The 26,370-nt window shown below is 42.2% G+C and carries 22 protein-coding genes and 1 pseudogene; 11 read left to right on the forward strand and 12 right to left on the reverse strand.

The window, feature by feature from the left end; genetic code table 11:
* Window positions 1–16 precede the first annotated feature (16 nt).
* Together MNR06_RS04530 and MNR06_RS04535 are read right to left on the reverse strand one after the other, a co-directional pair.
* Complete coding sequence (locus MNR06_RS04530) at window positions 17–397, reverse strand: cysteine rich repeat-containing protein (RefSeq protein ID WP_243539127.1); 381 nt, start codon at window positions 395–397, stop codon at window positions 17–19.
* Window positions 398–469: 72 nt separating this feature from the next.
* On the reverse strand, window positions 470–1,039 hold the full coding sequence (locus MNR06_RS04535; protein WP_243539148.1) for an exopolysaccharide biosynthesis protein: 570 nt from the start codon (window positions 1,037–1,039) through the stop codon (window positions 470–472).
* An 88-nt stretch (window positions 1,040–1,127) separates the two neighbouring features.
* On the opposite strand from MNR06_RS04535, the gene MNR06_RS04540 reads away from it, so the two are divergent.
* The gene (locus MNR06_RS04540; protein ID WP_243539150.1) at window positions 1,128–1,400 is read left to right on the forward strand and encodes a TMEM165/GDT1 family protein; all 273 of its coding nucleotides are present in this window, start codon (window positions 1,128–1,130) and stop codon (window positions 1,398–1,400) included.
* On the opposite strand, the gene MNR06_RS04545 is transcribed toward MNR06_RS04540, so the two are convergent.
* Entirely contained in the window at window positions 1,397–1,948 is a 552-nt protein-coding gene (locus tag MNR06_RS04545; protein WP_243539152.1) for a hypothetical protein, read from the reverse strand. The two genes, MNR06_RS04540 and MNR06_RS04545, sit on opposite strands and share 4 nt — an antisense overlap.
* A 275-nt stretch (window positions 1,949–2,223) precedes the next feature.
* On the opposite strand from MNR06_RS04545, the pseudogene MNR06_RS04550 reads away from it, so the two are divergent.
* Window positions 2,224–2,490, forward strand: a pseudogene (locus tag MNR06_RS04550) (type II toxin-antitoxin system RelE/ParE family toxin); the annotation flags it as partial.
* Entirely contained in the window at window positions 2,487–2,774 is a 288-nt protein-coding gene (locus MNR06_RS04555) for an XRE family transcriptional regulator (RefSeq protein WP_243539163.1), read from the forward strand. The pseudogene MNR06_RS04550 and the gene MNR06_RS04555, both read left to right, overlap by 4 nt.
* A 121-nt stretch (window positions 2,775–2,895) precedes the next feature.
* On the opposite strand, the gene MNR06_RS04560 is transcribed toward MNR06_RS04555, so the two are convergent.
* From MNR06_RS04560 to cysK, 3 genes are all read right to left on the reverse strand, one after another.
* Window positions 2,896–4,962 (reverse strand): sodium-translocating pyrophosphatase, encoded by a 2,067-nt coding sequence (locus MNR06_RS04560; RefSeq protein WP_243539173.1) that lies wholly within the window; start codon window positions 4,960–4,962, stop codon window positions 2,896–2,898.
* A gap of 203 nt (window positions 4,963–5,165) precedes the next feature.
* Window positions 5,166–5,936, reverse strand: a complete 771-nt coding sequence (locus MNR06_RS04565; RefSeq protein WP_243539175.1) for an endonuclease/exonuclease/phosphatase family protein — start codon at window positions 5,934–5,936, stop codon at window positions 5,166–5,168.
* Window positions 5,937–5,940: 4 nt separating this feature from the next.
* Window positions 5,941–6,930, reverse strand: coding sequence for a cysteine synthase A (gene cysK, locus MNR06_RS04570; protein WP_243539177.1), 990 nt, complete (start codon window positions 6,928–6,930; stop codon window positions 5,941–5,943).
* A gap of 232 nt (window positions 6,931–7,162) precedes the next feature.
* On the opposite strand from cysK, the gene MNR06_RS04575 reads away from it, so the two are divergent.
* On the forward strand, window positions 7,163–7,627 hold the full coding sequence (locus MNR06_RS04575) for a hypothetical protein (RefSeq protein WP_243539180.1): 465 nt from the start codon (window positions 7,163–7,165) through the stop codon (window positions 7,625–7,627).
* A 150-nt stretch (window positions 7,628–7,777) separates the two neighbouring features.
* A complete protein-coding gene (locus MNR06_RS04580) occupies window positions 7,778–13,846 on the forward strand; it encodes a choice-of-anchor D domain-containing protein (protein WP_243539182.1) in 6,069 nt (2,022 codons plus the stop codon).
* 51 nt (window positions 13,847–13,897) lie between these two features.
* Here MNR06_RS04580 and MNR06_RS04585 read toward each other — a convergent pair whose 3' ends face one another.
* Together MNR06_RS04585 and MNR06_RS04590 are read right to left on the reverse strand one after the other, a co-directional pair.
* Window positions 13,898–14,935 (reverse strand): hypothetical protein, encoded by a 1,038-nt coding sequence (locus MNR06_RS04585; protein ID WP_243539184.1) that lies wholly within the window; start codon window positions 14,933–14,935, stop codon window positions 13,898–13,900.
* A complete protein-coding gene (locus MNR06_RS04590) occupies window positions 14,922–15,530 on the reverse strand; it encodes a hypothetical protein (protein WP_243539186.1) in 609 nt (202 codons plus the stop codon). Before MNR06_RS04590 ends, MNR06_RS04585 begins: the two co-directional genes overlap by 14 nt.
* 28 nt (window positions 15,531–15,558) lie before the next feature.
* Between MNR06_RS04590 and MNR06_RS04595 the strand changes: the two genes are divergently transcribed.
* Window positions 15,559–16,278: a hypothetical protein gene (locus MNR06_RS04595; RefSeq protein WP_243539188.1), complete on the forward strand. Its 720-nt coding sequence runs from the start codon at window positions 15,559–15,561 to the stop codon at window positions 16,276–16,278.
* A 6-nt stretch (window positions 16,279–16,284) separates the two neighbouring features.
* Here MNR06_RS04595 and MNR06_RS04600 read toward each other — a convergent pair whose 3' ends face one another.
* Window positions 16,285–17,112: a class I SAM-dependent methyltransferase gene (locus MNR06_RS04600; RefSeq protein ID WP_243539190.1), complete on the reverse strand. Its 828-nt coding sequence runs from the start codon at window positions 17,110–17,112 to the stop codon at window positions 16,285–16,287.
* A 21-nt stretch (window positions 17,113–17,133) separates the two neighbouring features.
* Window positions 17,134–18,111 (reverse strand): UDP-glucose 4-epimerase GalE, encoded by a 978-nt coding sequence (galE, locus tag MNR06_RS04605; protein ID WP_243539192.1) that lies wholly within the window; start codon window positions 18,109–18,111, stop codon window positions 17,134–17,136.
* Between the two features lie 218 nt (window positions 18,112–18,329).
* Here galE and wecB point away from each other — a divergent pair, with 218 nt between their 5' ends.
* From wecB to MNR06_RS04630, 5 genes are all read left to right on the forward strand, one after another.
* Entirely contained in the window at window positions 18,330–19,403 is a 1,074-nt protein-coding gene (gene wecB / locus MNR06_RS04610; protein ID WP_243540778.1) for a non-hydrolyzing UDP-N-acetylglucosamine 2-epimerase, read from the forward strand.
* Window positions 19,403–20,644, forward strand: a complete 1,242-nt coding sequence (locus MNR06_RS04615) for a glycosyltransferase family 4 protein (RefSeq protein WP_243539194.1) — start codon at window positions 19,403–19,405, stop codon at window positions 20,642–20,644. Before wecB ends, MNR06_RS04615 begins: the two co-directional genes overlap by 1 nt.
* 70 nt (window positions 20,645–20,714) lie before the next feature.
* Window positions 20,715–21,953 (forward strand): glycosyltransferase family protein, encoded by a 1,239-nt coding sequence (locus tag MNR06_RS04620; RefSeq protein WP_243539196.1) that lies wholly within the window; start codon window positions 20,715–20,717, stop codon window positions 21,951–21,953.
* Window positions 21,950–23,065 carry a glycosyltransferase gene (locus MNR06_RS04625; protein ID WP_243539198.1) on the forward strand — a complete coding sequence of 372 codons (1,116 nt, stop codon included), beginning with the start codon at window positions 21,950–21,952 and terminating at the stop codon, window positions 23,063–23,065. Before MNR06_RS04620 ends, MNR06_RS04625 begins: the two co-directional genes overlap by 4 nt.
* Window positions 23,052–24,197 (forward strand): glycosyltransferase, encoded by a 1,146-nt coding sequence (locus MNR06_RS04630; RefSeq protein WP_243539200.1) that lies wholly within the window; start codon window positions 23,052–23,054, stop codon window positions 24,195–24,197. Before MNR06_RS04625 ends, MNR06_RS04630 begins: the two co-directional genes overlap by 14 nt.
* On the opposite strand, the gene MNR06_RS04635 is transcribed toward MNR06_RS04630, so the two are convergent.
* Both MNR06_RS04635 and MNR06_RS04640 read right to left on the reverse strand, forming a co-directional pair.
* Window positions 24,166–25,416 carry a lipopolysaccharide biosynthesis protein gene (locus MNR06_RS04635; protein ID WP_243539203.1) on the reverse strand — a complete coding sequence of 417 codons (1,251 nt, stop codon included), beginning with the start codon at window positions 25,414–25,416 and terminating at the stop codon, window positions 24,166–24,168. The two genes, MNR06_RS04630 and MNR06_RS04635, sit on opposite strands and share 32 nt — an antisense overlap.
* Complete coding sequence (locus tag MNR06_RS04640) at window positions 25,417–26,364, reverse strand: glycosyltransferase family 2 protein (RefSeq protein ID WP_243539204.1); 948 nt, start codon at window positions 26,362–26,364, stop codon at window positions 25,417–25,419.
* Window positions 26,365–26,370 lie beyond the last annotated feature (6 nt).

Here is a 26,370-nt window from a genome sequence, read left to right on the forward strand (position 1 = left end):
AAAACGGATCTATTCCTTATTTACCTTTGCGCGCCGCTTTTGCGCTTTCGATTTCAGCTTTGCACTCTGCTGAAAGTTTATCTTTGTTTTCTTTCATGCATTTGATGATTCTGCCTTTGCCTTGCTCTACGTTGCCGCAGTATTTTTCTTTGTCAGCTTGGCACGCATCCTTCATGTCTTTCATGTGCTCTTTCATTGTTTCAACATGGGCTTTGCATTCTGCAGAAAGTTTTTCTTTATTTTCTTTCATGCATTTGTGAAGACCTTTTCCTGGCTCCATACCCGCGCACAACGTTTCGCGATCTTTCGCGCAAGCTTCGTGTTTTTCGTGATTGTGGGCATTTGCAAATGAACTTAAGCCAAGAGTTAAAGCAGATACTAAGATGATTCTAATCATTGATGAATTCTCCTTTTCATTCATTCTAGCAAAGGAGATCTGAAGCATTCAAAATTTGTGTGGTCTAGGGACCTAGGGCGTAGCAAACAAAATCGCGCCTAGTGTGAGAGTCGTAAAAAACGATGCGACTAAAAAACACCACAGGTAACTGGCTAGAATAAAGAATCCGTCCTTTTCCATATGGCCGATGGCGCTAAGAATAATAGCGATCACGGGGACGGTGTTTGAAAAAGGAATCGGAAGCGGGAGCGATAAAAGGGCTGCGTTCACTACAATTGTTATGAGGTTTAAAAGGCGGAAAAACCAGTGGTCGTGAAAGAAAGCCCAACGCTCTTTAATGACCTTGGCAGCAAAGGTCCAGATCCGCTCGGCGATGTTTGAAACTTTTAAAACCACTTCCGAGGAAATCTTGTGATTTTCAAATCGTTTTGGAAGTTGAGGCGGCTTTCTTAAATAAAGAAATATGGCCACCAGAGCGATCATAAACCCTAAAGGCGTCGACAAACCCGGAATTGGTATGGGCTGAAGAAAAGGAAGGCAGAAAAAGATCATGATCAGGGCATGACCTTCCTCCCCTAGAACCGCAAATACGCGATGCAAAGTGAGATCTTGTTTGGAGGCCTCAGCTTGCAAAAGATCCATTGCGGAAATAAATCGACTTTTCAAACTTGCCTTCCTTAGGTGGTGACTTTATCAATAATGACATCAATTAGTTTAAAGGACACTGGGAATGGATTGGAAGATTTTTGCGAGCACTTTTATAACAATTTTTTTGGCGGAAATGGGAGATAAAACCCAATTCGCAGCCTTAGCTGCATCTTCACAGACAAAATCGACTTTAACTGTTTTGTTAGCAGTCGTCTTGGCCTTGGGCCTAGCTGGTGCTTTAGGGGTTATCTTTGGAAGATTCTTGGGAACATTACTTAGCCCCGTGGTTATGAAGTACGTCTCTGGTTCTTTGTTTATACTTGTTGGTATTTGGGTTTTAGCTGCTAAGAGCTAATAACCGCAGTATTGGGCTCGGTCGTTGTTCCATGTTGTTAGTGAGGACATCACTCGGAACCGGGCCTTTTTCCCTACCAGAGCTTCAGAGTTGATGCGTGAAGTGTACTGGAAATCCAAATAGTATTTTCCCTGCCATGATTGAACTTTGCCTTCGCCGAGATTTTCAAAACGGATTCGACCGTTATCTGAAGAGTTAAAATATCTGCCGCTAAAATTTGAATCATAAACTGTGGTGCCTTCAACGTTTTGAAATTCACGGTATCGAATTAAGTATGTTCCGTCTTTTGATAAGTATAATTCAGACTGGGCCGTAAGGATTTGTGCTGGATCGGTCCATAATTGCGTTCCGGCTGCGACGAGATAATTAAACGAAAGGTCGCCAGTTTCGCAGTCCCCTTGCGTTTGATAAATCAGCTCATGGGGTATCGCGGGAGAAATGCTTTCTAAGCTAGAATTTAATTCTCCGCAGGAAGTAAGGCTTAACATCAAAAACGTGCTGAAAAAACCAAGATGAATACGCATAAACATATTGTTATGTTTGCGCACCCGTTACGTCATAGAATTTGTTTTTGATTCGAGCCTCTTGTCGAGCTTGCAGAAAAAAACAAACCCATAGTCTTGCCACAAAATCTCGCTTCCGCACTCAAGGCATCTTTCGGACACCCTATGCAGTTTTAAATATTAAGCTTCGAAGCCTTTCCCACCTTTATCTTGCAGGTAAAAATAACATATTGATGTTATGTCTCATTTTTGAGACATTGGGGGAAGTTTGATCCGGATAGTAAAAAGCTGCGAAAAAGAGGTCCGCCGAGTTTCCTCTAGAGGTAAGGGAAGATTTAGCAGAGCTTATGTCCCGGCTCGAAAATGGACATAAGCTAAGTATGCCTATCTCACGACCAATGCCAACGGTTGGCAAAGGTGTCCATGAATTGAGGCTCAAGGACCGCGCAGGTATTTATAGAGTGTTTTATGTTTTTGTTGCCCAAGAGGGTATTTTCTTGCTTCACGCGTTTAAAAAGAAAACTAAAGCAACTTCGGCACAGAACATTGAACTTGCAAAGAAACGCCTTAAAGAGGTTTTACGATGAAAAAGAAAAAGACAACTGCTGAAGAGCTTTCGAAAATGTTCGGTATATCCCATGGGAGAAGCGTCGAGGCCATTATGAAAGCACAAATCATCTCGGCAATTTTAAAAGTAATGGAACAAGATGAATTAACACACGCCCAAATAGCGTTGAAGTCAAAATTACCTCGAAGTGCCGTCACGGGCATTTTGTCCGGAAGCCTGCAGAAAGTGACGATAGATCGATTATTACGAATGGCTGAAGCTGTGGGACTTAAAGCACAGATTACATTAAAAAGGTCGGCTTAAAAAAACAAACCCATAGTCTTGAGAACTATGGGTTCAGTTTTATCGAACTTAATTGGTTATGCCCCCACTCCGGCGCAGCCGGAGTGCAGAACAGACCGGTGAAACCGGAGTGTAGACAGGCTTAACCGATAGTTGCGATCAATTGAGCGATCAACAAAGATACGACAGACATAACTTTGATAAGAATCGCGATACCAGGACCAGAAGTATCTTTGAACGGGTCACCTACAGTGTCACCAACAACCGCCGCTTTGTGAGCGTCAGAACCTTTTGGATGACCTGGCAATCCACCTTTTTCGATGAATTTCTTAGCGTTGTCCCATGCTCCACCGGCGTTAGCCATATATAGAGACATCGTCGCACCTACTGCCAAACCACCAGCTAGAAGACCTGCAAGAGCTTGAGGTCCCATCGCAAATCCCACTACCACTGGAGCAAGAATAGCGATCATACCTGGAAGGATCATCTCCCAAAGAGCTGCTTGAGTTGCGATATCAACGATTTTCGCTGGTTGAGGTTCTGCCTTACCTTCACGAAGACCTGGGATATCTTTAAATTGACGAGCAATTTCAGTTACGATTTTTTGAGCCGCTTTACCTACCGCAGTCATTGTTGTTGAACCAACAAGGAATGGAAGGATTGAACCGATCAAGATACCGATCAAAACGCCTGAAGAAGTTAAATCTAAAGACATTTTAACAAGACCCGCTTTTTCACGCACATGGTTTACTTCCATGTTGAATGCAGAGAAAAGAGCAAGAACCGTCAGGATCGCAGAACCGATCGCAAAACCCTTACCGATAGCTGCTGTTGTGTTACCAACTGCATCTAGTTCGTCAGTGATGTCGCGAACGTTTTTACCAAGACCTGACATTTCAGAGATACCACCAGCGTTATCCGCGATAGGACCGTAAGCATCTACAGTCATTACAACTGCAGTACCTGCAAGCATACCTACTGCTGCCATTGCGATACCATATAGACCCAAAGCTTGGTCAGCGATGTAAGCTGCACCCACAACGATCAACATTGGGATTGCAGTTGATTCCATACCTACTGCAAGACCACGGATCACACCAGTACCAGCACCAGTCAAAGCGGCTTCAGCAACTAGACGGATGGGACGATGAGCTGTGTAGTACTCAGTCACTAGACCGATCAATGCTCCACCGAATGCACCCGCAGCTAAAGCTACTGTGATACCTTGGTTTAAACCAAACATTGGCATCAAGATGTATGAAGCAATTGTTAAAAGAATTGGTGGGATGATCAAAGCATTGCGAAGAACAGTTGCAGGTTTGCCGTTTTTAAACGCGCGCGCTGCAAAGATCACGATGATTGAAATCACAAGACCCAATGTAGAAAGAAGAAGTGGCAGAGTCACACCCGCAAGACGAGTTGTCTCAGCATCAGCGCCCGTCATTAATTGTGACAAGCCTTCTACTGGAATTGTAAGAGCGATTGCCATTGCAGAAACGATGGCAGCAACCATTGATTCATAGATGTCAGCACCCATACCTGCTACGTCACCAACGTTATCACCCACGTTATCTGCGATAACGCCTGGGTTACGAGGATCGTCTTCAGGAATGTTTTCAACAACTTTACCAGCGATGTCTGCACCTACGTCAGCAGCTTTAGTATAGATACCACCACCGATACGCGCAAAAAGAGCGATAGATGAAGCACCCACTGCAAACGAGTGAAGGATAGTTCCTACTTTTTCATGGTCATCTTTGAAAACCATGTAAAGGATTCCAAGACCGATCAAACCAAGACCTGCCACAGAAAGACCCATGACTGCGCCACCGTCTAAAGCGACAAGTAAAGCTGCAGGCTTAGATCCGCCAGCTGCTGCTTGAGAAGTACGAACGTTGGCATAAGTTGCCGCCTTCATACCGAAGAAGCCCGCAAGCAAAGACAAGAAAGCACCCAGGATGAATGATCCTGCTGCGATTCCGCCTAATGCGAAGAAAAGAGCCGCGCCTACGAAAACTGCGTAGACAGAAAGAACCTTGTACTCACGTACAAGGAAAGCCATCGAACCTTCGCGCACGTAACTCGCGATGCGATTCATTGTCTCGTTGCCTGCAGGTTGTGCCTTCACGCGAAGGTACAAAGCCACAGCCACGAGCAAACCAACAACCCCTGCAATTACAGGAGACATTAGCAAAGAATTACTAAACATTGTTGCACTCCGTGTTTGTCCCCTTTCCGATTTGTCGGAAAAGGTATTTATCGTTTAAATTACGAAGGCTTAGAAATACATGTCTTCATTGTTTTTAGTCAATGGAGAGGTAGAGGATGATCGGTTGACGCGGCGCTATTTTAGCTAAAAGAGAAGATTCTGCCTTAAATGCAGGCACATGCGATAAAAAAGAGTCGCTGGCTTCAAGAATTTGAAGGTTCGATTTTTTCTTGGCATTTAAGACGGATTTCTAAAGGAAAATGATCAGAGCTAAGAATTGTGTGGTGAACTTGGGCTTTTAAAACATCGAAGCCCCGAACGAAAACGTGATCTAGTTTTAAAAGACGCCCGTCATTTTCTAAGTCCAAATGTTCAAGGCCCAGATCGCGAAAGATGCTTTTCATGATCATATAGCGTTTAAAATTCCAGGTATTGAAGTCCCCGGCTAAAACAATAGGCCCTTTAAAGTCCGCCATTTTTTCAGCGATTTCATAGAGTGAATTTGTAAATGCGTTTAATGTTACGAAATTGAGGACGTGAGTGCATACGAATAAAACTTTGGTGCCGCCGATGGAATATTCAGAAAAAAGAGTCAGCTTCGGAGTGAGCCAGAAAAATTCACGGGTTTTTGAACGAATAAAATCCACGGCTTCGGGAGCGATCTTAGAACCAATTGCTACGCCTGTGCTGTGCAGATTTTTTTTGTAGTGAAAGCTTTGGGCGACATGCCACTCATACGGGGCAAAATCATTTTTCCAGATCATGGGCATTTTATCATCAAGCAGAGCTTCTTGAATCAATATGAAGTCCTTGCCACCACCTAGAGCGCAAAAATCTTTTTCAAAGATATGCGCCTTTTGTCCTTTGTAGACATTCCAGACAAAGATATCAAATTCCGAAGAAGGACGGTGATCCTTGTTCACCTCCCCGATTTTGAGTAAGACTTTATCTTGGGCCGGAACTATAAATGGCATACTCTTACTTTACCCGACTTAAATAACTTTCTTCAACTGTTGAGACACTTAAATTTTGAGCTTCTTGTCTTTCTTGTTCAGCAAGCAGCGTGGAAAGATATCGTTCCGTAGAGCTTGGAATAACCACCACAATCAGCTTGCCCTGATTTTCAGGTTTAGCTGCGATTCTTAAACCTGCTGCGACCGCCGCACCTGAAGAAATGCCGACGGGAATGCCTTCAAGTTTTATAATGTCTTTGGCTGTTTTCAGCGATTCTTCTGAGGACACTTGTTCTACCCCATCCATGATGGATTTATCCATCACACTTGGAATAAAGCCTGCGCCAAGGCCTTGGATTTTATGGGGGCCCGGTTTTCCGCCAGATAGAACCGGGCTTTCTGCGGGTTCCACCGCGATCATTTGAATGGTGCTCTTTTTACTTTTTAAAAATTGCCCTGCGCCTGTGATGGTACCAGAAGTGCCTACGCCGCTGACGACGATATCGACATTTCCATCGGTGTCTTCCCAAATTTCTGGTCCCGTGGTTTCGCGATGGATTTTGGGGTTTGACTGATTGTCAAACTGCGAAGGCATCCAAGCATTCTTGTTTTTTTCTGACAACTCCATGGCTTTGGCGATCGCGCCCTTCATACCAAGAACCCCGGGAGTAAGAATGATTTTTGCGCCAAGAAGTAATAACAGCGTACGTCGCTCTTGGGACATCGTTTCTGGCATGACCAAAGTTATCGGATATCCTTTCGCCGCTGCGATAAAAGCTAAGGCAATCCCTGTGTTCCCGCTAGTTGGTTCAAGTATTTCCATACCCGGCTTAAGCAAACCGTTTTTTTCGGCATCTTCAATCATCGCTTTACCGATACGATCTTTGACGGAGGAAAGTGGATTAAAAAACTCTAACTTCAACACTAATTTGCCTGGCAGTCCTTTGCCGACTCTTTGCATTTCTATTAACGGAGTTTGGCCTATTGTTTTTGTGATATCAGAATAAATTTTCATAGATTTAAATCATACGCCTTTCATAGTTATTTGCAAAAAGGGGTTTCACTTTGTAAGTGCCATGAGAATTCTTAACACATGTCAGCTAGCACTTCTTGGTTTCGGAAGCTCAGTGAGAAGTTCAATTTATTGTTAAGGATTTTGACAGGGCACTGACTTTGCTTGAAACACATTTCAAGAAGCTATGACAGATTTTTTTAATCACGGCATACTGTTGTACGGAGGAAACTACATGAAGAAGTTTTTTGCCTATATAACTGTTCTTCTAGTGTTGATGATTTATCACTCTGCCCAAGCAGAAGTTGCCGTGGGTGCTGTGCTTGGGGACCCGACGGGCTTATCAGCAAGAACTGCTATTGATGGTCAGCATTCTGTTGATGGCGCATTAGCTTATAACTCTGGAACCTATTCAGGCTTGCACCTTCACCTGACTTACTTGCGTGATCGCGCCAGAACTTTTGCAACCACGGAAGGACCGATTGAACTTTACTATGGATTAGGTCTGCGTCTGATTTCGGTTGATAAAGGTAAGTATGACGGCGACACAGCACTGGGTCCGCGCGCGCCCTTAGGACTTGTTTATCATTTTAAAAACCCTAATGTTGAAGTGTTCGGAGAAATTGCTTTGGCATTAGATGTGGTGCCACGAACGGATGTGGACCTAGACGTAGGAGTTGGTGTTCGCCTGCGTTTTTAGGACATAAGTAATAGAAAAAAGCCCTTATAAACAATTTTAAAACTAAACCGGCAAAACCGTCTCAGGATGAAACGGTTTTGCCGTGAATTGCTAAATTAATTAACAAAACCTACCGATAAATTATTGGGCACTAATTGCTGAGGTAGGCATTTGAAAACACTAAATATTCTTCTACTTATTACCTTCTTTTCTGGAGTTCTAATTTCTTGTACGCAACAAGGAAAAGATTTCGCAACTGAAGCATGTATGCGCGAAAACTTAAACTGCGCAAGTCCGACAACGACGATTGATCTTGTTGGTGGTGATGATGAAGATCGCGAAAGTGTTAGTGCTGATGGCTCTGGTGGCGATGTTGGTGCAGTGACTGTAAAAAGCATTCGTTATGGTGAAAACGCAGTTATTGAGTTTTTAATCAAAAATCCCCGCTTCAATCCCCTTAAAGATTTTGAATTAACTATGGATCCTAATCACGCAGCTTTTACTGTGATTGATGGGATTTCTTTTGAGTCATGCGCTGATAATGTTTTAACTTATAACGAAACTTGTTCTGTGGCGATTAAGTACGCTCCGGGAAAAGTTCCTCCAGATATCATTGAACTGACTTTTAAGTTTAAAACCCTGACGGGTTCTGATTTTATTTTTAAAAGTTCTTTTGATCCTGCAGTTTTGATTCCTGATTTTTACATTGATGAAAACGAACTAGATCTTGCGACTACGATGGTTTATTCCGGTGCTGCGGGTGCAGTTAATACCGGTGATATTGTTGTTGAAAATACAGCGAGTACTGCGGGTCAGGATTTAACGATTGCCAGCATTGACTTTAAACCTGGCAGCAGCTGTTCACTTGTAGCACCAGGAAGTGCGCAATGCATCGTTGGTAGCGTTCTCACTGCTCAAAGTTTGGCGACTTGTAACATTAAGGTTGCGTTTAAGCCCACTGAAACGGGCGCTCATTCTTGTATCTTAGAAATTCTTGCAACTAACGGGACTTACAGAACCTATACTTTCACAGGTACTTCTGTTGGTCTGACTTCCACAACTAAGACTCTTGATTATGGAATTGTGAAAACTTCAAGCGCTGCTGTACCAAAAAGCTTAACGGTCGCTGTGGGCACAGATTCTATCCCTGTTGATGCAAGTTCTTGTACAGTCGCATTAGATCCAGTCGATGCGGCTTTTGCGATAACTTCAAATGCCAATCCCGGCACGGTCACTGCGGGAAGCGACTTGACTGTCGATATTACCTATACGCCTGCAGCGACGGTGAAATCTCATTCTATAGATTTAGTTGTATCTTGTGATTCCCGTGGTGGTGAGTTGCGAATTCCTGTTACGGCGGCTTCAACGGATTCTTTGATTACAAGTAACACGAGCAATCTTGATTTTGGTGATGTCCTAATTGGCGATTCAGCGACAAAAACAATCACTTTAACAAATAGTTCAACCACTGACACCATGACGGATGTTTTAAATAATCTTTCTACTAGTATGGGCGAAGGATATAGCATCACAGGTGGCACTTGTACTGAGACTTTAGCCCCTTCTGCTTCATGTACAGTTCAAGTGACATTCACGCCGACAGAATCTGGTGTATCACAAAACAATTTAACTAACACTAGCAGTGATGGTTCTTTAGTTCCGTCTATCGGTGTCACTGGCCAAGGTAAGGGCCTTACGAGCTCTCAAGAATCTGTGGATTTTGGTTTCGTAAAAACGAAGAATGACCGCCCGGGTGCACCGATCATTGTGACTAATGAAGCGTCTGGCACTGCGACGGGTTGTTCGATTTTATCAAGTTCACTTCAAGGCACCGGATTTTCTATTGATGAAGATTCAACGTGTTTAGATGCGACAAGCTTGGCTGCGAATGCTAGCTGCACTATCGTTCCTAGATTTACTGCAAACTCAACAGTGGGTTCACGTTCTGCAAACTTGCAAATGACTTGTACTAAAGGTGGTACGTTAACTATTCCTTTAAGTGCAGAAGTGACTTCAAGTTTACAACTTGTTTTAGTTCCGCCAACGGAAGTAAATTGGTCAGATCGCCTTGTCGGTATATCTGAAAACGTTGAATTTACGTTTATGAATCAAGATTCAACGAATCTAGCTGGGTTTGGTCTTTCTAAATCAGGTGTCAACAGCCCGTGGAGCGAAACAAGCAATGCTTGTGGTGCGACCTTAAATGCGGGAACATCTTGTAAGTATGTTTTAACTTATGCCCCTTCTGCAGCACCGGGAGCTGAGCAAACGGGAACGACTTCTGGGACCATCACGGGTTCAGGAACTGGTGTTTCAAATGCGGCGGCTAGCTTTGCGGCAACAGCTAAAAAAATCACAAGCAGCCAGTCATCTTTAAGCTTTGGCGAAGTTGCGAATAGCACTGAAGTGCTTGCTAGCACTCGTGTTTACTTCACCAATCCTTCGACTGTGGATACGGCTTCGACGTGTGCTCTTTCTATACCTGTTAACTTTCAAGTGGCAGACACCACGTGCGGATCAGAATTAGAGCCTGAGGGAGATTGCTCTGTTTTAGTCAAACTTCCTAATACCCATGCAGCTTCTGCAAATCTTAGCGAAAGTTTAGACTACACTTGCAGTGTCGGCGGAAAAGCTTCCGTCACTATGACGGCGCAAATCAGAAAAGCCGCTATTCTTGCTTGGTCGGGCACTGCAGCTTTTGGCAACGTGGATATTGGTCCTACGAAAACAGAGATCTTTACACTGACACACACAGGGGTGGGCCTTGATTTGGCTGCTACTAATGTGTTGATTGATTTATCTCCGGTTGTGGGTGCTTACTCTGTTATAAGCAATAACTGCCCGACTTCATTAAGTGCGGGAGCAAGCTGTACAGTCAGCGTGCGCTTTAATCCTTTAGTTGAAGGCGCTGCAGGTGCGACCTTAACTGCGACTAGTAATATCGCACCTGTGATTGTGAACTTAACAGGTACGGGTGTGGATCCAGCGAAGCGTATTGCTTCTGATACGACTTCAGTGGGTATTGCAACGGCACTGGTGGGATCTACCCATAATCAGATTATCGTCTTAGAAAATGAAGCTTCTACAGGAAGCAGTGGTAACTTAGATGTTGAAGCGGTTTCAAGTCCGTGGTCAACTGCGGGCTGTGATGGGACTAATTTAGCTATCACTGACACTTGTAACTTAACCGTGACTTACTCCCCTGTCACAGTTGGAACATCGACTGCGAATTTAAAAGTCAATGCCACGAACACTTCAAAGACCTTCCCACTTTCTGGAACGGCAACTAAGATTGCAGGCCCTAGTGAGTATAATTTTGGGGATGTACCACGAAATGGTATTCGTGATTCAAGTGCTATCGCAATTAGCAATCCAAGTACTTTAGATGATGCTTCTGGTTGCTTGTTGTCTGCGGAAGCTCCGTTCACGGTGCAATCTGAAACGTGTACAGCAGCCCTAAATAAGAATGACACTTGTGATGTGGTGGTTCGCTTAACGGCTCCGGCAGGTGATATTACTTATACAGATAAAAAACTGACTGTGGCATGTGCCGTGGGTGGCACTGCGGAAGTATTATTAAAAGCAAATGTGAAAGATATGCCTTTAGCAAATATGTCTGGCGATCCTCAGTTTGCTGATTGGGATTTAGATAATGGTAATCTGACCCGTCTGTTTACTATTACAAACAGCAACGGCAGCACGATCAACATTGGCACCCCGGCGATCACGGGATCCAGTGCGTTTACGATCACAGGCTCTACTTGTGCTGCGACCTTAGCTGATGGTGCATCTTGTACTGTGTCTGTGGCTTTTGATCCTTCTTCTTCTGGCAGCCAGGCTGGCACATTGACAGTTCCGGTGGATGGCAGCGGTAAAACAGGAAATCTTGCTACGAATCTTTCTGGTACTGGAACGATCATGGATTTAGATGTAACTCCGGTGACATTAAATTTCGCAGTGATCAAAGTTGGTGATGCGGATACTGAAACGAAGACTGTGACGATTACTAATAATGGTAATCGAACGGCGAATTTGAGTTACTCTGCTTTGGCGGCTCCGTGGACTACGGGTGGGACTTGTGGCGCTACACTTGTGGCCGGGGCTTCTTGTGAATATGAAATTACCAGCCATGCCCATGGTTCAGCGGCTATTCATGATACAACGTTTGTAATTACTGAAACCCAACAGTCTGATACGGACACCACGAACGTGGCGATCACAGGTGCCACTTGGGATGCTCCGCTTTTAGCTGTTAAGGATGATCGCGCGCAGACCACATACACTTCAAATGATATTGCTTTAACTGATATCACGGGTGCGATTGATATTCCGGCAGAAAACATTGTTGACCTTAGCCCTAGTTCTCGCTCTGTGACGTTCACAATTAAAAACAATAGAGCGCCGGCCTTCCCGCTTTCGAATTTATCTTTGAATCTTGTGAAGATCGCAGGGGCTGGAACTGCAATTGCAATTACAACGGATAATTGTACGGGTGAAGAGTTAGAGTATAACGAAACCTGTACAGTTGTTGTGACGTATACGCCACAAGCTGTGCGTGAAACACCGTCGAACTATAGATTAACTATTACTGGTGAAGACGATGGTACACCGGTGGATCTTGAAGTTACTGAAATTCGTGGTCGTTCTTATAAGGGTGTTGATTTAACTGAAGACTTTGTTGCGACAACTCACTCGTTTGGACTTATTGCCGCTTCTGCGACAGATGAAACTGGTGTCATTACGATTGCTAATGATGGGGATTTAACTGCAACGAACTTCGCGCTAGCATTCTCGGGATCGCCGACGAGCTATTCAGCTACTAATAATACTTGTGGGGTTACGCTTGCAGGTGGTGCAACGTGCAGCTTTAAAGTTAAATTTACGCCAGCGAACGTGGCTGTAGCCCATGGCCACACTATGAGTGTGACTTCGAATCAGGATAGTCTTACTAATTTTGCTACGTTTAAGGGAGCATCCTATATTGACTATCAAGGCGCCCTTGGTTCTTCTGCCACTGATGTTTTTGAGCCAGAAATTGCGTCAGATTCCAGCTACTATTATATCTCTAGTAAGGCCGATGGTGGAACCTTCACACGATTGCACTTGCAGATTTGCGATAAGACATCTGCGACAGGAAATATAAATTCTGCTAGTTGTGGAAACAATATCCTAACGGTAGCAGGAGAACCCTACTGGGCGGGAGCTTTAGCCGGATATAAACTCAATACTCAAGTGACCACGAATAAAATATTGATTGCTTCATCTAACCAAAAAGCTGACAAAACTGCAGCCAACAAAGGGATCAGTACATTACTCGTGTGTGATAAAAGCGGTATTAATGGATCTAAAATCATTGATTTCGCGACTTCATGTGCACGACATAACATTCACACTTTAGCTGGGATCGGTTCTATCGAAAACCTAGGCGAATTTACAGCGATGCATGTTCAGAGTAATAAGATCGTCTTTAGCTCGCAAACACCAGACGGATACATAATTACTGCATGTAGCTTCGATGATAGCGCCTTGCCAGCAAGTGCCCTATCAAGCTGCAAAACACATCAGAACTCTGGATTAGGTTCCAACCAGGCCGAATACACGGATGTCGCATTTAATGGCACCAATTTAGTAATGGCAGGACATCGTTTAAATACGGGACTCTATGCTGTATCGTGCACACTTGCTGGAGATAATACGCTCGCGTGCGGAAGTTACAGCCTGATTGATGACGGTACAATCGTTAACGGAGCGGACACTATGCACGCCGGCGCACACCCTTATATTGTGATGGATAGCTCTGGCGTTTTAATAGCAAGCCAACAAGATAGTGATATGGCCCAAGGGTTAAGACTAGCCAAGTGCGATATTGCTTCTAATGTTTTTGATTGTGAAGACAATAAGACTGTTGCAAGTGCGACTGGAACTAATGGATTTGGTTTAAATCCAAGTATAAAAGTCGTACAAAGAGGTTCAAGTAGAATAGCTTGGATTCAATCAGTAAGCTTCAGCAACTATGCAGATCCCGCAAATAGTAATAAATCGATCACCCTGTCATATTGCGATTTAACGAATTGGGCCACCCCTTGTACCGCTTACTATCAGCAGCCAACATTCGGAGATAGCGCAATTTACGCTCGAGAAATGCAAATTGATACGACCAAAAATATTATTACGATTCCGTTTACTTCTAATATATATCGAACGGGAGTATTTTCAATTGGACTGCTTCCGGAACTTTAAAATCTTAGTTAGATGCCGGGATATGTGGATACTCCACTAACCGGCATTAAGCTAGTCCGCTTCAGACACTGCGCCGTTACCGATTCCAGAGCTACTCATATTGGTGTAGGCGGAATTTAAAACTACGCGCACATAAAGATAGCGTCCGGTAAGTCCTGTCAAAGCTTTTACTTGTGCCAGTGACAAGCCTGTCTGCGAATAAGATGGAGTACTTGAGTCAGCCCCAACCCCTATGTCGTAGGTTATCGTTCCTGGCTTATCTCCGTTGGGATTTTCATCAATATCAAAACTAGCCATATCCCATGAGGTAGAGGACCCGCCATCTACTATCCAGTAGCCTGCGCCTGTGGCCTGAAACGCTGGTACTACGAAATGAAAATACGGCACTGCGCCTGTGGCATCGTTGGCCCATGTACTGCCCGTATTCGACGAGTTTTGCAAGACATCAAAATCGCTACAATCGCTTGTATCATTCCCAAGGCGCCAGTTTATAGTATTACTTCCGTCGACGGTCCCTGAACCATTCACCCCACGCAGCACAACTGCATAACTAGTGGATGCATTTAAAGTTGGTGCTGTTGCGAAGGTAAATGTTTGGTCACTGCCCGACCCTGTTGCAAATCCCGACATTGCTATCGTGCTACTGGTTGCAACTACGTCTGATTCGTCTGGTGCCCCTGCAGCCAAATCTGTAAGTTCTACGATAGCATTGGCAGAAGGATTTCCTGTTCGTTTTACACGCAAAACAACTGCTGTAGGCTTAATCGTAAAGGGAAAGCTAAAAGTCTCGCCCATATAGACCGCGAAAGAATTTAAAGAAACTGAATTGTTAACAGTGCCAAACCCCGTCGTCGGCTGACCATCCGCCCCTTCGGTACAACCAAGGTTAGTCGTGCCATTCGTTAACAATTGAAACTCATTCGAAGATACGCCGGCTTTGGTAGCATCCTCAATCACTAGATCATCCACATCTAAAATAAAATCCCCTGCCGGAGCTTCTTCTTCAGACGCATAACGCTTTAAAGAGTATTCACAATTCGCCGTCGTTAAAGCTACTAAAAGAGCCAGTGAAGCTTTAGAAAAGTTCATAGGAAACTCCAATCATTAAATCTACGCCGGCTCCGGCTGCTACTTCAGAATTTTCAGAAGGTTTTTCTGTGAATTGCAATTCGCGCACAGGCTTTAACCACACGCGAGCATACATCGGAAATGATAAACGTCCTTTATAGTGACCATGCCATCCGCCGCGAAAACCAATCAGTGTGCTGCTTGGACCGTTAAAGCCGACCTCGGGCGTACCACTTAAGCGCATGCTTTCTATCCCGACTAAAAAATCAAAAAGAAATTTTTTGCTGATGGGGCCGATTCCTATGTAAGGGGTCATGAAATCGAGGTTGTAATCACCCGTTTCCCCGTCAGTCCAACGGATATCGACGAGCTTGATTTGCGGGGTGTAAGCGTAACCTAAAGTGATATTCATGCTTTTTGTTCGATATCTCATTGAGACATCGACGGCATAATGATTAAAGGCTGAAAAGTCAGAACCTTGAATGCCTGAAAAGGGCGTGTTGGTATATCCGCCGGCTAAAGCAACGGAAAATCTTTTTCCCCCTTCTTGCGCTAAGCTTAGAAAAGGAAAAAATAGTACAGCAAAAATCCAGAATTTAATAAAATATCTACGCATTTATGTGATCTTCAACTACCCTTAGTTTATGATACCTTTTAAAGAAGTCCTTAATCGACTTTTTATCATTTTGTTGTTTCAATTCTGGACGTTTCAATCTTGGTCACAGGATGCAGTTGAACTTGCGGATAATGATGAGGTGATTGAAGCCCCTACGTCTACGCCTTCGCCGCTCGTCCCGAAAGAGGAAGGCTTTCTTGGATATAAAAAGAAGCACTCGCTGGTCTATGGTCTGGTGGGGTTTGGGACTGCTAGTAAAGCCTTAACGGAAAAAACCCAACACTTTGAAATCGGTTATGAAAAGTCACAAACCCCTTCGTTTAAGTGGGGGCCTTTTATTGAGCAGATGACTTCTTCTTTGTCTGAATCTTTCACCTATCCCAACACTGGCTATTATGAAAATCGCGAAAGTGCTGTGACGATCCGAAACTTTGGCGTGGCAGGACGTTATGGACTTATGCGCTACATAGATATTCATGCGGGTATGGGTTTAACAATGACAACCATGGAAGTTACCAGTGTTGACACTGATGCACCGGCAGCATCGACCGCCGTGGGCTTTTCAGAAAGCTACCCGATGGGTTTAAGTTATCGATTGGGTATTCAGGTCAGTAAGTCTTTTGGTGAAGGTTCACGCTACGGGGTTTCTGGTGAAATGCTTTATCAAGAAAGTGCCGTGGGCCAAGCACATTCGGTTGTTAGTACTTCGTTTAATATTATTGGGCGTTGGTTTTATAATCGGAAGTGATCGCTCTTAGGTTACAAAGTGTTCCGCACGGCTTAAGGATTCTTTTGTCGAAGTTTCTGCTTGGTACACTTTCTTAAATTCAACGATTAAGTGATTTTGCAAAAGCACGCTTGGTGAAAGTGCGAGCTTAAAACTTTCTTTTACTTTTTCTGCGGCTTCTTTCCCCTGCTTTCGCTTCATGCGACGATACGAGGCCCAACTAAAATAGCTGATCAGCGGATAAAGAATTGGGAAAAGCATTAATGAGGTGTAGTTCACTCTATTTGCATGCACCTGCACAAGATTCAATCCTGCTAACTTTGCAAACAGACGAAGCCGCTGAATACCAATCAAATTCACATGCCCGAAGTAAATTTTATTTTTTTGACTTGGATTAAACCACACACTGTCCACTTCATTGGGAGGCATGATTTTTCCCATCAGCTCGCTTTCGTTTAAAAGATAAGACATGCGTGAGCGAAGATTTGAATAATTTGGCGTTGTGATTACAAGAGTTCCGTTAGTTTTTAAGATGCGTGCGAATTCTTTTAAAACACGGTACTGATCTGTTACATGTTCAATTCCCTCTTGGCAAAGAACGAAATCCATCGATTGATCAGCGTACGGAAGAGTTTCAGCAAGATCAGTATAAGTACATTTTAGCTCGGGCACACGGAAGAATTCTGGGAAAAGATCAGCTGCAATGACTTTAGCGCCAATGTCGTGAAGTTGCTTCGAAGAAAGACCATTGCCTGCCGGGAGATCTAAAACGGTTTTATTTTTGAAGAAGTCGTTTCGGTCGGCGATCCATTTTTTTATGTAGAATTTTATGTCTTTGGAGCCGAGTAGATACATAATTTCTCTCCGATTAGGGTATTAAGTTTTCAGTGATTTTTCCCAGTCGTAGGCAGATTTGCAAATGATTGCTAGGTCATCTCTTTTAGGTGACCAGTTAAAAACTTTACGCACTTTAGCAGAATCAGCAACAGACCGTTCAGCATCACCTTGCCGGCGGGGTTTGTTAACAACCGAAAAATTATTTCCACTTACTTTTTTAATCTCTTCCAATACTTCTTTGACGGAATAACCATGACCATAGCCACAATTGAAAGTATCGGACGCACCGCCCTCTTCCAAATACTGAAGGCCCATAATATGCAGATCGGCGAGGTCTTCAACGTGAATATAATCCCGGATTCCAGTGCCATCAGGAGTATTATAATCTGTCCCGTAGATTTCGACGAAATCACGCTTTCCACACGCAGCTTCGCTCGCTACTTTAATGAGATTCGTAGTTGTTTTTGTACGTTGACCATTCGATCCATCTTGTGCAGCACCTGCTACGTTAAAATAACGCAGACGCACAGATCTTAATCCGAACGCGTTCTCGCAGTCTTTAAGAATGGTCTCGCTCATAAGCTTTGACTGCCCGTACGGATTTAGCGGAGCTGTCGGAGTTGATTCTGAAATAAGACCCATTGGCTCACTGCCATAAACCGCAGCAGTAGAAGAAAAAATGAAATTTTTGACCCCAGCATTATCGCATGCCTTAGCCACGGTCATGACGCCGCCCACATTGTTTTCATAATATTCAATTGGTTTTAAAATCGATTCAGGAACGACGAGTTTTGCTGCGAAATGCATCACCCCAGAGAAGTTTTTCCCTTTTAATACACTGCTCACAAGCGAAATATCTCGCACGTCTCCGTGAATAAACTCAACATTCGGGGAAACAGCCGTCTTGAATCCAGTGGAAAGATTATCAAGGATGGTCACGGAATACCCTAAGTTCACTAATTTCTGACTAACGTGAGAGCCTATGTAGCCGGCTCCACCTGTGACCAATACGTTCATTGTTGTTTACCTAATTCCCACCGAGATATCGTCATGATGCGCCATGCACTATACTTAGTTCGACCGCTCATCTCAACTATTAAGACACAATCCCTTTGCAAATATCCCTATCGTAAAAATACTGAAAAAGACAAATGAAACAGAAAAAAAGGTTGGAAAAAAATGATTGGCACCTCCGCGTACACAATTTAGATTAAGGAATAATTTTGTTGGAAAATATGAAGATAATCACAGTAGTTGGCGCAAGACCTCAATTTATTAAAGCTGCCGCAGTTAGCAGAGAGATCGCAATGCAGCGTTCTTTCGAGGAAATCATGGTTCACACTGGTCAGCACTTCGATGCCAACATGTCTGATGTTTTCTTTAGAGAGATGGAAATTCCAAAGCCTAAATTTAATTTGGGGATTTTCGGCAAGACTCATTCCGCGATGACCGGCGAGATGATGATAAAGATTGAAGAACTTTGCGTAAGCGAACAGCCAGATTTAATGCTAGTTTACGGCGATACCAATTCAACACTTGCCGGCGCATTAGCAGCTGCAAAGCTTAAAATCCCTATAGCGCATGTTGAGGCAGGCCTTCGAAGCTTTAATATGACTATGCCTGAAGAAATCAACCGTGTTCTTACCGATAGGGTTTCAAAATACCTATTCTGCCCGTCAGAATCCGCGATGAAAAATCTTGCAAAAGAAGGATATAATACGCTTGCGTGCAAGGTGCTGAACAGCGGCGACGTTATGATGGATGCTGCACTTTATTATTCAAAAATAAGCGAAAAAAGATCGAAAATTGTAGCGGATCTTAAGCTTTCTGATTACGGATTGTGCACTATTCACAGAGCCGAAAACACAGATTCAGCGGAAAGATTGAACCAAATTTTTTCAGCTCTCACTGAAATAAGTCTGGAAAAGTCCATTGTTCTTCCGTTACATCCTCGTACTCGTAAATTTATCGAACAATATAAAATTGAAACTAAAAATATTAAGATCATAGACCCAGTGGGTTACTTCGATATGCTTGAATTGTTGAAAAATGCTTCATTCGTATTTACCGACAGTGGTGGTCTGCAGAAGGAAGCGTATTTTTTTGATAAACCTTGCATAACAATGCGCGATGAAACGGAATGGACAGAGCTTGTAGAAATAGGGCAAAATGTTATTACAGGAGCAAACTCAGATCGAATACTGAAGGCCTATCATCAGGCCACTGATCAACGAGTTTGGCCTCAAGGTCTTTATGGTAACGGTGATGCGAGTAAAAAAATCGTAGCGCATCTTATGGAGCAGATATAGTGAAAGTCCTGATCATTGCGCACGATGTGGGCTCTAAAGAAATGGGCATGCTGTTTCGCCCCTATCATATTGCGCAAGGTCTTAAATCCCGCGGGCATGAAGTCGAAATTATCACCGCAAGTTACTCTCGTGTACGTCGAGTAAATCCGTCAATTGAAAATGATTTGGAATGCAGTCAGGTCGAAGGAATCAAATATCACTGGCTAAAATCCCTTAAGTTTTCCGGAAACTCCCTGCAAAGGGCTTTAGGCATGTTTCTTTTTTCATTCAAATTATGGTGGTATTCATCGTATTTTGCGAAAATTCTTAAAGCCGACGCTGTCATTGCATCCAGTCCCCACCCTTTCATAATCTGGGGAGCGCACAAAATAGCACGGAAAGCTGGCGGAAATTTGTTTTTTGAAGTTAGGGACATCTGGCCACTTTCCATGGGCGAAATTGGTGGCATGCATAAAAAGCACCCCTTTTATATTTTATGCCAAATGGCTGAAGACTATGCTTACAAAAACTCGAAAAAGGTCATTTCTCTTTTGCCATATGCTTTTGAACATATGGAGAGTCGCGGACTAAAAAAAGAAAAATTCGTCTTTATACCTAATGGGTTTGATGATGATTTTATAAAAAATAGGCAGTCTCTAGCTCCAGAATTGCAAACTGACCTGGCTCATTTCAAAGAGAAGCACTGCTGCCTTGTGGGTTACGTCGGCGCACATGGGGCGGCTAATTCACTTGAATCAATCATCACCGCTTTTAGCCTCATTCCTAAAGAATCAAAGATAGGATTAGTGCTAGTGGGTGATGGATCCGAGAAAAAAATGCTTATATCCAAAGCAGAAAAGCTAGGCTTGGATAACATTCTTTTTTTAAATCCTGTATCCAAATATCAAATACCTTCAGTATTAGATTTTATTGATATCGCATATATCGGATTGAAAAAATCCACGGTTTTTAAATTTGGTGTAAGTCCGAATAAGCTCATTGATTATATGGCCATGGGCAAACCCATCTTATATGCCATTGATACTGAGAGAGATCCCGTTTCTGAAAGCAATTGTGGCTATAAGGTTCCTTCGGATCAACCAGATGGACTAGCCAAAGCTATTATAGACGTTTGCTCAAAGCCTATTGATGAACTGCATTCTAAAGGCCAAAAAGGAAAAGATTGGGTAGAAAAAAATATTTCTTATTCGGTACTTCTAACAAGAATGGAAGATACTCTCGCCGGCAAACATTTGACTTAATAGTTGAACAAATACAGCATAGAAATCTACAATCCTACTGCAAAAAGTAAATCTTCAGCAAAGTTTGGAAATGACGCCGACTAAAAAAAAGAAACATATAGTATTGGTGACATCTTTTTTTCCGCCAATGCGTCACACGGCCGTTCAACGCAATGCTGCCCTGGTTAAATATTTAGATAAGTCCAAATTTGATATTAGTGTTGTAACTTCCACACATCATGAACGAAATACTGCCGAGATCCAACAGAACCTCGATTGCAGGGTTATAGAAGTCTCGAACGCTTTCTGCTTGGGCTATTTCGACATGAAAAAGTCTTCTTCAAGAGTGACACATCTTATGAAGGCTATTTTCAATAAGCTGCTTTCTAAATTAGCAGTTGATGAACAGTTAGGCTTTGGAAGAAAACTTAAAATAGAAATTGATAAGCTTCACAGACAAAAACCGATAGAAATCCTGATCACAAGTTACGCTCCCCTCGCCGTATTAAAATCTGGAATTGCTTTCAAAAAACAACATCCCGAAATCACTTGGATTGCAGACATGCGGGACGAGATGAGCGACAATCCAAATCTTGATTCAATTTCAAAACGGAGATTGTTGAGTTGGGAAAACCAAACACTGGCTCATGCTGACCTTCTAAGCACAGTGTCGACTCCGATTCTCAATGGCTATAGAACGAAATGTAAAAATCCTAAAACCAAATTTTTAGAGATTAAAAACGGTTTCGATTTCGAATTGGATGCCAGTCCCTGTGAAGTTAAGTCTTCCTCAAAAATAAAAATTGGATATTTCGGAACACTTTACGGTGAAATAAATCCTAACAATTTCTTCAAGGCTTTAGATCACTATTCGAAAATGTATGGAGATCTTCCCTTTGAAATCCACTTCTACGGAAGATCGGGTTCATTAAAAGTTCCCGTTTCTTTAACAAACTTGGTTTATCAACATGGTGTCGTGACCTACAAGGAATCTATCCAAAAAATGAAGGAAATGGATTCATTCCTGTTAATTCATCCAACGACACCGCAAAAAGGCAATACCACTTCAAAAATTTTCGATTATCTTGCAATCAATCGCCCTATCCTAGGGCTCGTCGATCCAAACGATGTCGCCGGTGAAATGATTAAATTAACTGGGAGCGGTTATATAAGTGCTAATGAAGATATTGACGGAATTGTTAGGACTTTACGTTCCTTTTATTTAGATCGAGATGCAAACAGGCTTCCACAAAAAAAATGGGAAATTATTAAAACATATCATCGGGAAGTACAAACGAACCTACTGCAAAAATGGATAGAACAACAATGACCATTCTTATACTTGCCGAGGCCTATCCTTCTATCAATAGCAAAGCTATGTCCTATGTGCATAGCAGATCTTTATATTATAAAAGCCTGGGCCATGATGTAACTGTCATTAATTTTAAAGCTCATCAAAAGTATACCTATGAAGGAATATTGGTAATTCCTGAAGCTGATTTTAGCAATAAGCAAAACTATGAAATTGTTTGCGCTCACGCCCCTAACTTAAAAAATCACATTCGTTTTTTAATTAGACATTCAAGGCTGTTTAAAAAAATAGTCTTCTTTTTTCATGGACATGAAGTTCTAAGAAAAAAGAACTATTATAACGATAGGTTTAAATTTACTCCGAACCCAAACAACAAAACTTTTAATTTAAAAGGTCTAATAAATTCTTTGATTGGAGATCTTTATGACCTCCTAAAATTAAAGTTTTTAAGGCTTTATTTTAAGAAATTGATTAATGGCGGTCAGGGATACTTCGTTTCAGTTAGCGATTGGATGTATTCTGAATTAAAAAACAACTTACGGGTTAACGATTCATTTTTTGGAAACAAACATAGAATCATACACAATTGCGCAAACTCCGTTTTTCAAGAGTTTACTTATAAAAAACCTGAACGTCCGGAGGCAGATTTCATTACTATCAGGCCTTTTGACAGCCCCAAATATTGTTTAGACATAGTATTTCGGTTGGCGCAAATATATCCTGAATATAAATTCCATGTTTACGGCTCTGGAAATTTTTTCGAATTGAACAAACCTCCTCAAAATCTGAAATTCTTTATCAAAGATTTTAGTCAGAAAGAAATGCCAGAACTGCTGAACAATTATCGTTTCGCTCTAATGCCCACCCGTCTGGATTCACAAGGCGTCATGGTGTGCGAAATGGCCACTTATGGAATGCCTGTTATCACTTCTAACATATCCATTGCTAAAGAAATGCTTTCTGATTTTAACCGGGTTTATTTTCTGGATAACGAAAGACCAAGGCTTGATGCTAATTTACTTTCACAGACAGAAAATCAAGAAGCGAAATCAAATCAAAAATTCAGTCTCAAGTATACTATTGGCGCAGAACTAGATTTTTTCATGGAGCTGGTTCATGAAAAACCTTAGGGTTTTAATTGTTACGAACAGCATTGTTGAATCCGACCCTCGCGTTTTAAGGCAAATTCAATGGTTAAAGTCTTTTTCTACAATCAGTTTGTTAGAGTATGGAAAGTATGCCGAAGATAATGTCCGATCAAATCTTCTAGAAAAGAAAGGTTTTACCCTTTTTTCTAAAATACTTTTTTTCATAATGAGCGTGGGAAATTTATTCGGGTTTTGCCTTCGTCATGATCCTAAATTTATTGCAGCCAAAAATGCTTTCAATTCATTAGCTGAAAAGAATTTTGATATTGTTATAGTTAATGATTTAGCAAATCTTCCTGCCGCAGTTATGCATTTCACCAACGCCAAAATAATTTTTGACTCCCACGAATATTATCCGGATCAGTTTAATACCTTTAAATTTAAGGTGATATTTAAACCCTATTATAAATGGATAGCTAGGAAGTTCATTTCTCAGGCTGACATGTTTCTTACAGTATCCGAGGGTATCGCCGATGAATATTTCAAGGACTGCCGTACCCGCGCGAAAGTTATATATAATGCTCCGGAATTTAAAAAAATTTCTTCAAGTATTCCCGTTGCGCAAGACCCAATAAAAATGGTTCATCATGGCGCCGCCATTAGACTTAGAAAACTGGAAATTATGATCGAAGTCGGCAGAGAGCTCGGGGAACACTATTCGCTTGATCTTATGTTAACGGAAAACGAGCCGGAGTATTATCAGGAACTTAAGAAGCTTTGTTTGGACTTACCCAATGTAAATATTGTGCCTCCAGTCCCCACTAAATCTATTGTTGCGAATTTGGCTAAGTACGATTTGGGTATTTTTATTCTTCCACCGGTTACAAAAAATTATCTGTATACTTTGCCCAATAAGTTTTTTGAATTTATGCAAGCGGGCCTGGGAATAGTCATTGGGCCTTCGCCTGAGATGCAGAGGCTGGGTAAAAAAATAGGCAACACGATCGTAGCTGAAAGTTTTCAAGTTTTGACTGTAGTTAATGCGATCAAAACCTTAAATACGTCGAACATCCTTGAAATGAAAAAAGCCTCCCTCGTCGCAGCGCCTGAATACTGCGCCGAAAAGGAGGGCGAGAAATTCATTAGGCAGGTTCAGAGTCTTTTTGATAAGTGAAAGACTTCACAGCATACAAAATTAATACGAAATAAACGACATAAGTCAGCGATTGAACAATGGATAAACCCCAATAAAGAGCGATCGGGTTCTTTCCACTGGAAGCAAAGAAAAAAGCGGACAAAGTTATAAGGTTAAAAAGGTCGTAGATCATTTTAAGTCTGATCTTTTTAGTCAGGATCAAAATGTGTGAGAACGGCACCACCAGGTAAGCTCCAAACATCCAAATAGACAGAATCTGGACAACCTGTCCTCCACCGCTCCAAGCGCTGCCAAAAATAATTGGAAATGCATACGGAGAAACAATGGCTATTAAAAGGTATCCAGAAATTCCCAAAAGAAAATCTCTAAGAGCCCACTTTTTCAAAAATTGAAGCAACTCCTTCGGTTGACCATTTCGAATGAACTCTGAAATTTTTGAATTATAAAAGTCTGACTTAGCAGTTCCTAAATGGACAACGGGAAGAGATACAATTCTATACGCAATTGCGAACAGGCCTAACTGAGCCACACCTAATCGAGAACTAATAATATAAGAAGGCAGGGCACTGCCTATAGAATTCAAAAATGTTGAAACTTGAGAATCCCGAAGGAAAGCTTGGTTTTTGGTATAAAAGTCTTTGGCGGCCTTAAATGAAAATCCAAAACTGAGCTTTAAGTTTCTCCTTAGAAAAAAAAGAGTCACTAAGTTGCCCAGCGCATCCCCCGCTAGTAACCCTAATGAACCGATACCGGAAAAGCTTAACTTTCCAACAGCAGAAAATGCTGAGTTTAAAAACGAAGAAATTCCAACTTGTTTATAGAAAAAATTTCTTAACGCAAGAATGCGAATCAGTCTATAGCCACTTGCAATGGCCATAGCGGGAATCAAAAAAAGAAACAGACTGTAAGAAACAGATTCATACCTTAAGACTTCAAGATATCGCATTGAAATGGCAACGCCGAATCCTATTACTCCAATAACCAGCGCACTCAACAGTGCAAATGAAAACAAACCTGTATAACTTTGTTCTGACTCAACTACAGCTAGTCTGTCCGCCTGAAAAAATGCTAACGATGAAACAATGCCAAGCAGAACGCTTATAAGTGCTACTTCCCCGAACTGACCAGGAGAGTATAACCGCGTGATAAAAGGCAAGGCGATCACAGAAATTATCTGACCGCCACCTGATCCAACTACAAGTTTGAAAATTGGATGACTGGATATTTTTTTAAGCATCTATTTCAGATGTTTATTACTTTGCATATCAAACCACATCGCAAAAAACAGAGAGTTCAAGGTCGTTGTGATACAGAATAATAAAGTCAAAAATGAAATTTGAGGTATTGAACCTTGCTCAGCCCACAAATAAACGAGTCTGACAAAGAATGCTATCGTGACAGGTATCATTCCCAAGCCCAGCGCATAGAAAAAGACCAGAGGATGGAAGTCCCGCAAGATATATTTTTCTTTAAGTCTATAGCAGAAAAGTTTTAACAGTAACCAGCTGATCGTAAAAACAGCGCGACGTATTTTAAGTTTGGATTTTTCACCTACGTTGTAAACTGGACGAGTGATTACATCACGTACTCTAAAATTGTGGATGTTAAGTTTTACGATCAGATCGTTTGGCTGACCATAGCGCTTATACATTGAATCCCAGTCAATGACCATTAGGGCTTCGCGATTGATAGCTGTATAGCCAGTTTGAGAGTCAGAAATATGCCAATAACCGGAAGCGATTTTGGTAAGCAATGATAAAACAGAATTACCAAAGAGACGAATAGTTGGGATTTCTTTTACCGCGCCAGGAGAAAGTAAACGGTTGGCTTTTGAATAATCGCATTCCCCGTTTACAACCGGATCTAAGATTGCAGGTAAATCTTTGGGATCCATCTGACCGTCGCCGGCCATGACTACTGATACGTCAATATTATTATCCCGAGACCATTTATAACCACTCGCGATCGCGCCGCCCACACCCTGATTGACTTCATGTCTTATAAGGACAACTTTGTCGGATTTTGCGACATATTCATTAACCACATCAGACATTCCGTCGCTGGAGCAATCGTCAATGATTATAATTTTGTCGATGAATTCAGGCATCGTTTCGATGACTTTGCGAATCTGAACTCGTTCATTGAACGCTGGTACTACGACTGAAATGATTTTATTTTTATACACTTTACA

Origin of the sequence: Bdellovibrio reynosensis (assembly GCF_022814725.1) — a bacterium.
Taxonomy (GTDB): domain Bacteria; phylum Bdellovibrionota; class Bdellovibrionia; order Bdellovibrionales; family Bdellovibrionaceae; genus Bdellovibrio; species Bdellovibrio reynosensis.